At 47.9% G+C, this 10142-nt stretch carries 3 protein-coding genes; all 3 read right to left on the minus strand.

The window, feature by feature from the left end; translation table 11 throughout:
* Positions 1–317: 317 nt before the first annotated feature.
* From MOMUL_RS14725 to MOMUL_RS14735, 3 genes are read right to left on the minus strand one after another with little or no spacing between them, the layout of a single operon-like run.
* Complete coding sequence (locus MOMUL_RS14725) at positions 318–4355, minus strand: FtsK/SpoIIIE domain-containing protein (protein WP_062286125.1); 4038 nt, start codon at positions 4353–4355, stop codon at positions 318–320.
* Complete coding sequence (locus MOMUL_RS14730; RefSeq protein WP_062286126.1) at positions 4339–5802, minus strand: hypothetical protein; 1464 nt, start codon at positions 5800–5802, stop codon at positions 4339–4341. Before MOMUL_RS14730 ends, MOMUL_RS14725 begins: the two co-directional genes overlap by 17 nt.
* A 10-nt stretch (positions 5803–5812) precedes the next feature.
* Entirely contained in the window at positions 5813–9439 is a 3627-nt protein-coding gene (locus tag MOMUL_RS14735; protein WP_062286127.1) for a Druantia anti-phage system protein DruA, read from the minus strand.
* Positions 9440–10142: the final 703 nt, after the last annotated feature.

A 10142-nucleotide genomic window follows, 5' to 3' on the forward strand; every position in this document is an offset into this window, starting at 1 on the left:
GGCTGGGCGACCCAAGGCTTAAACCCTCGCTTGTCCAGGTTTTGCCTAAAGGTTTCGCCACGCCGGCCTTTTTTCCTGCTGGCCAGAAGCCTAATCTAAGCCGGGTAAGTATTGCCAGGTTCCGCCCTCCAGGACAGGGGTGGCAAGGACAATTATACCGGTAGGTCGGGAACCATAACTCACCCCTGACCTGGAGGGCGGTTAATAATATCTTATCTCTTACCCCGCCGGCTGCCGCCGCTCCAGCCAGCAGGGTAGGACTAGATTAAGGCAGTGTTGACCGTGGTTCTTCTTGCCAGGGAAAGGGAGAAGAGGGGTTATAGAAGGATCCGCAACGAACTCGGATCAGGATGCGTCTTGATCAAAGCCACGAGGATACCGTACAAGAACCTAGTCTTCCCAGCGCCAGTAGTTCCGCCTACGAGCAGATGTGGCATCTCGCCCAAATCCCTGATGATATCCTGACCCTCTGGAGTAACTCCAATAGGGATTGGCATCTTTTCGATTGAACTGATTGGTGGGAGGCATTCCAACCCACGGATCAAAGGCACTCGCTCACGTTGACCTCGTGGTATGTCAAGGGCAATCTCATCAGACAGTGGCAGAGTTGAAATCAGCAGCCCGGAACGACACATTTCGCGCCCAATATCCTCTAAAGCGTTACGGAGCGCGTCCAGACGTTGACCTCTCGCTAACCGAACGTAAAAGCGCCATACACTCGGTCCCATCACGGCACGGGCTGGATCACAATCCTGTAGTTGTATCCGATAGGATTGGCAAGCTCGGCGGAAAAGACGAGCAAGTTCCTCGGCTTCACTTCGGTCAACATTCGAGATATTTCCGCTGGGCCGTTTGTCATTCGTTTCTACAATTCGAAAGTCCTCTTTCACGATCAATTGAGGTTCGGTCGTAATACAAGAGTTATAAAGGGCTTCCTGATCCCGAGGTTCCTTATCTACCGCTCTTTCAACGGTATCACTTTTGGTATTTTGCTCTTGCCCGTGATTCAGCTCGGAATCTGACCACACAGCAGTCGGCGGTGCTACAAGAGACTGGATAGTACGATTACCAATTGACACCAGGGACACGAACCCCGAGCTATCGTGATAGACATCCGTACCACTTTTATTGTCTAGTTTAACGTGAACTACCATACCGTGACACTGGATGCTAATGCGTGGGTTTACCGCGAAAGCGTCCCGAAGCCGTTGATACCAGGTACGTTTCCAATCATGATGGTGAATATCCCGAAAACACTCGCGGTGCAATTGGTACTTTAACACTTCTCTACGGGCCGGTGTCAACAATGGCTGGTTATCACTACCACCGAAGATTGACTGGAGGATAGCAAGAGTGGATTGTAGTTGTTGAATAGCCGGACCGGTAAAAGATACGTTTCCGACATCGTCCCTTTCAACGTTAACTACATCATCGTCATCATGAGTTTTTACCTCAATTGGCTCGACAATAAGACGTTGGTCGCCTTCAACTCGCAGACCAATTAAATCGGCGCGCTTGTCACCACCAAGCCGTCCCTTTAACCAGAGCCTCGCCAAGTTGGAATCCAATGAAGCTATGAGGGCTCCTGGATACTTGCTTGTGTACCACGCTGCCGCCAAAACCGTACCTAAGAAAGCCTTCTCTCTTTTCTCCCTTGTCCGAGCGTCACCACCCGAACCTGGCAAGGACAGCAATCCATCAGAAGCAATGTGACCAAAGCGGTGAACTAAATCAGCAACAGTCTCGACATTGGGAAGCAAATTGTAGCGACGTAGCAGGTCAACGAGTTGATCGACAACCCTTGAATTGGCCCGTGCCCAGACCGCTATCTCACGTTGTCCATAGCGTCGTTCCCCTAAGGGAATGGCGCCCTTGGGGGCATAGGGTGTCAAAAGTCTGTCAGCGACTACCAACCAACGAGTGGCGCCTATTGCTAAAAGATTATTGATCGGCTCCAGGTCAACTCCCTGATCATATTGCAAACGCAGTTGTTGCCCGGCTGGCAATAATGCCGCTCGCTGAATGAGGAAATGCCAGTCAGCGAACAGACCATCTTCAGCTTCTGAGGATGGGGCAATTATACCTCGCTTAAAGCTATCACTATATTCGTACTGGTAGGTAATAACTAGAGGACTGACAAGCAGTTGTCGTGCCCTGGGAGCATGACCGATATGGTAACGAGACTGGTCGAAGAACATTGCGACGTGTACCGGTTTAGCTTTAAGGGCCTCGGTCACTTCGGTCAACGACTTACATGAGTGAATTTGCACCACAAGCTTTCCATTTCGGAGTAACTCAGCTACTTTATAATCACTATCTTCATAATCAAGACGTCCTAATTCACCAACTGAATTCTGCCCCCGTGTCGAATAGACATCCAAGACAACTTGATCGCACTGGGACGATCTAATGAACTCGGCCGTTTGAGAAAGCGCAGCCTTGAGGTCAGGAAGATCTACGACTGCCACTCTCATTTGAGTTCGAGCATACGGAGTGACCGCTAGAAACCGACGCATTGCTTCAGGCAGGAACTCAACGCCATCACTCCCCAGGTATCGGTTAGTATCATTCTCGAATGTAGGTAAAGTTTCTAAACTGCCGGCCTGGGGTAGCACCAAAGTCTGGTTACCAGTGACTAGCGGACTAACCACAAGGAAATGTACCAAGTGAGGCAAATCTGGGAGTGCTGCTGCTAGCTGTTCCTGTTCCTCTTCCGTCAGATCACGATTTTCCGAGAAGACGGCATTTAGAATCTCGCGATAGCGCCAGAGGTGGAACGGATTCAAGGGGGTCAACAGAGCTTTCCATTCCGTGGGGGTCTTCACATAAATGACGTCAAGTCGTAAAAGCTCCGTAATTGCCATGCGAAGTGCTTCAGGATCGTGCGCATGTAGTGTAGCTTCATGCTGACGACACAACCGCAATACCCCGGCAAAGGCGTCCAGATATTCATTTACTAGTCGGCGCAAATCTGCCGATCCTCCTAACAAGACGAAGGGATGCGACAGCAACAGGTCAATCTCATTGATAAGGCTTCTGCGAGCCTGAATTAAGCGATCAATAATTGGACTGAATCTTTCACCGCTCGGTAGGGTCACATCAAAATTTCTTAACAAGGAAAAAAGGCACTGATCCCCTATTCCTTGAGACGGATCTGCAGGATCGTATGGTTTAAACTCTTCTGGGTTAAAATGGTAAACCGCTTCCTTTAACCCCAACCGCGGGGTGATCAGCGTACCACCCCAAGCGGTATCCGAACAAGCAAGTTTGACAAGGGTTCTCAATTCTAACGGGGGAACCTCAAGTTTGATTGTCTGACTACCGTCACGTGTCTCAATTATGACGGTATCACCAGCTTCTTGCGGGTTTTTAATTTTGTTTTTTATAGCATCTGCAACGTACTTAAGAGTTTTCTCAGCATCCTCGTCCCCTTTAACCAAGCACTGTGAGATGGCCTCAACGGCTCGACGTCCTTTAAGAATTTGCTCATACTTTGACTGGTCCTCGCTGTTGTCGTTCCCCTGCTTTTTACACCCACTCTGAACCTCTTGGGTCTTAGGCGCCTTGCCCGCTTTTATCAGTTCCTCTACGGTCTCAACATCCAGTCGTTTTAGAACAGAAAAGTCACGAGTCCTATAGAACTGCTGCAGATCTAGAAACGCCTTGCGCAAGTGGTCACGCCGGTCCCCCATAGCCTTGGCAAGTACACGAGTCAAACGCTTTCTACTTTCATCGGACATTAACCCTATCTCGACAAGTAGCTCTCGATTACGAACAAGGCGCTTTTGGGCGTCCTGATTGTGTTTAAATAATTGATCGTCTCGGAGAAGTCCCAGACGCCAGAGATTGTTTATGATAGCATCCTGATTCTCTTTCTCGCTAAAAACTGCTTTAACAAAGTCTTCGACCAAATTCAAAGGAAAGGTTGCAGACTCCGCATGCAATGCTTTCCAAAAGTTACCCCGAGGAATATTATCAGCCAGCTTCTCTTCTGCCAGGGTTAGCAGATGTTCGGTGACATCCCGCTCAGTAAGGGTATCTAAGTCACCCAAAGAATGCAGTTTAGGTATGTCATCACGAATGAAGACAACGATGCGTCCAGCAATGTCCGGAGTGTTACGCCAGTCAACGGCACTCTCCAGATTATTGCTAAATGTGATCCCATCGGTTTCCTCCGAAATCCTACCATAACCTACTACACAAACTGCAAGGAGTTTGCCTAAGGTCTCCCCCGCAAGTTTAGAAATGACAATCGGGTCAATACCGTTCAAGCCTTTTACCACAACACCTACTTTAGCCTTAGTAAGCCGCTCTACCAAGGCCCCTGCTACTAGCTGGTTACGTTCCAATTGCATGGTTCCCCTCCAGTTCGACTTGCATTACACCGTCCGCCAGTAGTCGTGCGAAGTCAAGGTTGCTTAACCTAGCAGCGAACCTTTCTCGGTTAAGTCTTAGAGCACTACTGTCCGCCTGATAAATGCCCGCCTCTAAGAGCAATTGCTGATCTTCAGGTCGACCGCCTATAACCACCCCAAAACGTCGCCATAAGCGTCTCTGCAACTCATGCATGTCGATCGTGTCCCCAGGTTCGACCGACGCTCGGATCAAGACCTCAAGCATGTCCTGTTGCAAAACAAAACGCTTGGCAGGCTGGAAATTCTCAGGAGGCCACATAAGGCCACTTCGGTGGCCCAACTGACGCAAATAACGGATCGGATCACCTTCCGCCTCGGAAGCCATAATATGGTAAAGTGCTTGTCCACAAACAAGATACGGTTGGTCCGACCCCCTTGCTTCATTCAGTGCTATCTGCCAGAGCTCCTCCCATTCTTCTTTCGGCTGCGTCCTCTTGTAGGTAGGTACCCCTTCAGCTTCTATCTCCTTCAAGGTCCCGCATTGTGAACGCAAATGTTCTCCAAACGCCCAAGTGTAAAAGCGAGAAATCGACTGACAAGCATGCGTATAGCTCATCACGGAGGCCCGAGCAACGGGCTCGGACTCCTTTTCCGAAAAGTCAAGGAGGAATGGCGGAATGGCCTTTTCCCTCGATGGAACATAACATGCTTCCAGGGTAGTCAGATGTCGGATAACGACAAAACTAGCAAACAGGACTGCTAAGCGCAACCTCAATAATTTGTTTGGATGTAACTGTAAATGTTTGGAAAGAGTAGCCGCAGCTTCCTCCAATCCATTCCATAAGTCCCGTACTTCAGATGGTAGGGAAGTCCTGAAGAATTCTACTTCCTCGAAATCAAGCTTCGGTACAAAGTCCCTAGGCTCATCATCAAGAAGTGGGAATCCGAGGATTGAGATCGGATCATCTGGTTGTTGAAGCGAGTCACGGATGCAATTTACCAGAGGGGAGTTCCTTTTCATCAGCCAGGTTCCAAAAAACTCCCCAGCGCTTTGGGCGATGCGGTCACGTGTCACAAACCCAAGATAACCACTTGAATAAGATTCCATTAGATCCTTGTGGAGGTAAACACCGTCATCAGCGTTAACCACTTTCTTGAGCAGAACACGAAATCGCTTCAGGTTGTCCTCCTTAACTTCCCTGCTATCAATGCGACCATTCTCAGCTAGCCACCGGTAAATGGTTGGCAGATCATGCCCCTTCGGGATCTCCCCGTCGTGCTTCTGCGATACAACGAACCGGTTCAGCATCTCAGTGTCATACGTTTTACCTGTTAGAGTTCTGAACAGCCCATTGGCAATATGAACTGGTTTAATGCTCCGAGTGTCAGGAGATAAACCAACATACTTGTGATCAACACTTGTCCGAATGGATTCGATTGCGAGCATGGCAACCTCCTCACGATTGCTTTGTATCAACAGATAAGTAACGTTTCTTCTCCGGATCAACAGTTACCGTTAGCTGTTCACCAGAAATAGGATCAAAAAGGATAATAGTCACGTCATCTTCACAATCGATCGGTTCCGACAGAGCTTCAATAAAACACCATAATCTTCTGGTGGAGTCCGTTTCCAGAAACATTACCGGGACTCCGCGTCCAGCCTGAGCTAAAAGTTGAAACAAAGGAAAGTCAACACGAAGTTTAGCACTTCGACGCTTCTTCAAGCGCAACAAAACGTGGTCTTCGGCAAGATCAAACGCCCGTGCCATGCTAGTCCTTAACTTGGGGCGAACTATTTCAAATTCCTTGCGATGGCGAGTTATAAAGCTGTATAGAATGCGCCTGGGGGACTGGTTATACCGGTGACTCTGCCACACTCGCAGTTCATCGCTTCCGCAGTCGGATCCAAAAAAACTGTTAATCCACCGAAAAAGTAACCGTAGAGCTTCTCGTTCTTCCATCTTGAGAAACTCAGCGAAATCCGTCTCATCTTTACCTGCCATACTTAACAAAACGTCTCCCTGCTGATGGAAGAAGTAGAAGGCCCTCTTACGGGCTGCCACCCTATCATTATTTATAGGGTCAATTGAACCTGTTTCGATCCGCCACTCTGGCACCCAATCATCAGGTTTTGTTTCACCCAGTATCAAGTTCTCATCCCAAACCGGATGTGTAATTCGGCTCGGGTCAAAAGTCTCTCGAATTGCTTCGAAAATACTCCCCGTTCCCGAAAATAGCAATTCAGATAAAGTATATTTTTGTTCACCACTGGTTTGCAACATTTGGATACAGTCCCGATCCGCAAACAGCAAATAGGAGACTAACGCTAGGACTTCTCGTAGAGTGGCGTGATAGCCCCGACGGCTTACTCGATCAAGTAAAGTTTGCAAACGAACACGTACAAGCGGATTTTTTAAAATCTCTCGGTTGCGTACGAAGTCACATCCATCTGCAGGACAGTTGGCACACTGTGGTATGAAACTAGGATCTGTTAGTTTATCAAGCACCGCAGATACCATACGGCTTGATAAAACATTTCTTCTGCTAAGATCGAAAACAACGACGCCGAATTCCTTATCATCTTCGTCACCGTATAGAACTGCCTGCTCAACTTGCATTCGAGCTTCCTGAAGGGGATGAAAGTCTGGGTAGTTATTTGCCAAATTGAACAACACAGCCTCATTAATAGCAACACAAAATGGACGTCCCTGCTCTTGTGCTTCCGCCCACATTCGAACCAATTCGTTGTCAAGAACGCTGCTTGCATCCAGTACAATAACAGGATTAGTGAGCAACTTTTGCAATTCGGGCTCTAAAATCCGTAAGATATGTGACTTCCCATCACCTGGATTACCAGTTAATATAACGCTTTTACCAGTCTCGACTGCTTTAACAATTTCAACGTCCAGATCAGTAGGCACATGGATCGCATTCAAGAACGCTAAGTCAATGCGATCTGCATATGCACTTGAACCACGGTATAGGTTGCGTACGAAATCGCGCAACTCCTTCCCTCTGTCCATCACGCTAGGTATTTCTTCACCCCCAACATGAATCGGCTGATACGTCGGTTCATCCTTTGAGGCCAACTCGTTACTTAACAAAAGCTTCTTGGGGTCAAAATTTTTGATCCGATCAAGAGCAGCACCATACTGAATCCGAGACAACAACCAGCGCTCTCGCCAGTAGTCAACAATCCTTTCGGTTCCTTTTACTGGGTCAATCGACGGCTCAAAATAATACTCGGGGTTATCAGCTTCTCCGAGAAGGTACGCCCTAGCATTAGTGGCAAGGAAACACCCATATACGAGCCGGGCCATAGCATGTTTCTGAAACTTGTCTATGGTTTCCCGTTGACCAGGTTCAAATATAATGTCCAAAGCCCGTCGAATAATTCGAAGCTTGGGACTCGGACCTTCTCCAAACACATGATTCACATGTGCTACTCCGCCGTCATAAGCAACTTCTTCCAAACACTGAAGTGTTAGACGACTGATATGAAGTGTTCCATAACCAGTTGTTTCCCCAATGAGTTCCCACCGAACCTCTGGGGCTTGATCGCACAAAATACCAGCCGGCAGCTTTAATCGATTATACTGACTGGAGCCTACCCGATACAAAGAAGTCGTACCGACATAAACAAGCTCTGCCGGACGAACCACCTGTTTCCCCTTTAGTCGAGAAGCGATGTCACTCGGACGATCTCCGTACCGGTTGCGGTAATCTGAGACCACTTGCGGCGAGAGCATTACCAAAGCTACCAATTTTCCCCCCAAGATTTCGTTATACGGGGGGATAGCACCGCACACATTTAGTTCCAGAATACTCGTCCCAATGTGTCGACTCTTCTGAGCCTGAATGGCTGTACGAATCGCCGTTTGGACATGTTCTTTATCCACAAGAGTGCGCCAAGTGAATTCCAGATCTGTTCTAGTAACTAGCTCCTGAATGATTCTTTTTGCAACTAGCAGTCTTCCTAGCTGCTCAGCTCTCTTACGCCGATACAACGCCTCTTCTGCTGCTTTGGGAATATTGCCAAGTTCACTCTTCTCTTGAAAAATTTCTTCGTCCCTATTTTCTGAACCGAGACTCCATACGCGCAGTGCGTCTTCGCGGTCCTTAGCAGCACGCTCAGCAATCGCGGCCAAGCGTTGAATAAGTTGATCCGAAGGTTGTTCGCATTCCTCTGGACTGCACAAACCTTCTAAGTTGATATCGTCTATGGCTATGCGGATATAGTTCAGAAGCCTTTTAAAATGCTTTTGAATATCACCGCTAGATTCAAGTTGTTCGCAAAAGGCTTTCAATGACCACCCTAAGTGATCATCTCGGCTGGTAATTTTTATAGGAGCATTTTCGAGCGAAGCTATACCCATAACAGGATTATAAGGTCGCCCAGCATCTCGAATTAAGTATAGTAGAGTACGCCCAGGTGTATTTTCAGATGGGGTAGCCCAAGTGAAACGGAAATAACGCCAAATATCCCCAAGTTTATGCCCTGTCTCGGGACAGATCTCGTTTTCCCGGACCAATTGAAGATACGGGCGGATAGTCTTCCTAAGAGCTAATAACTGAGCATTTCGATCCGGTAATTGCGCTATTGCCCTGAGGTCAGCAGCTAGTGCTTTGCCATCAGCAATAAGAGCTGTAATAGGCACACGTGCCCGAGAATTAGGGGATGGATTTTCCATCTTCTCTATAAACTCACGTGCCTCTAAAATACGATTTCGTCGAGCATCTTCCATGGATTTCCTAATGGATGCCTTAACCGCGTTCTTTTCAGCCTCATCGTGGACCTTATCCACCAAGGCAGGCGGTGCAAGTTCGATATTGGAATCGTACCAGCGGCATGTCCACCCCGCTCTTAAGAGATCCCTTAGAAATAGCCATACAGCTCTATAAATACGACGTTGGCGAGGATTAACAAGAACAGTTTCAGTAGCCCACCTGTATTCATTTATGGCAATCGAGTCCACTGTGGTTCGGGGTTCTTCGCTATTACATAATTCAACCGCTTTAGAAAGGAACCTCTCTAGAAATGGACCCTGTAAGTTCGGTCGAAATGGAATAAAATCGCTCCTCATCCGTATCTCCTCGTTAACACGTTTGGTGACTCCTATATGGATAGTGCATCTTAAGCTATGTGGGGAAAATGTGGGTCTTCCAGACACAAATAGTAATGAAAAGGTAAGATTAGATTAGTCGTATTTCATATAGTCTCCTGGAGCGCACCAATCGTCTACTGCAAGATGGGAAAAGAATAGGCTATTAGATATCGTAACAAGGCAAACTTTATTACCATACACATATCTCATTACTAGCCTCCTGATTTTGGTCTACCCACTTAATGTAGCAAGGAATCTTTAATTTTTCCCCAATCATGTTATATCACATAGGTGCAGGTGCCGCCACTTTTAAATTCTACGAAATTGGGTGACAACGTGCCGTTGGTAGTGACTTTCTTCTATAACCCCTCTTCTCCCTTTCCCTGGCAAGAAGAACCACGGTCAACACTGCCTTAATCTAGTCCTACCCTGCTGGCTGGAGCGGCGGCAGCCGGCGGGGTAAGAGATAAGATATTATTAACCGCCCTCCAGGTCAGGGGTGAGTTATGGTTCCCGACCTACCGGTATAATTGTCCTTGCCACCCCTGTCCTGGAGGGCGGAACCTGGCAATACTTACCCGGCTTAGATTAGGCTTCTGGCCAGCAGGAAAAAAGGCCGGCGTGGCGAAACCTTTAGGCAAAACCTGGACAAGCGAGGGTTTAAGCCTTGGGTCGCCCAGCC

The sequence above is a fragment of the Moorella mulderi DSM 14980 genome, from assembly GCF_001594015.1.
Taxonomy (GTDB): Bacteria; Bacillota; DSM-521; order Neomoorellales; family Neomoorellaceae; genus Neomoorella; species Neomoorella mulderi.

Coding starts and splice junctions, on each gene's coding strand:
- MOMUL_RS14725 (WP_062286125.1), bottom strand. CDS start 4,355: ATGCAATTGGAACGTAACCAGCTAGTAGCAGGGGCCTTGGTAGAGCGG.
- MOMUL_RS14730 (WP_062286126.1), bottom strand. CDS start 5,802: ATGCTCGCAATCGAATCCATTCGGACAAGTGTTGATCACAAGTATGTT.
- MOMUL_RS14735 (WP_062286127.1), bottom strand. CDS start 9,439: ATGAGGAGCGATTTTATTCCATTTCGACCGAACTTACAGGGTCCATTT.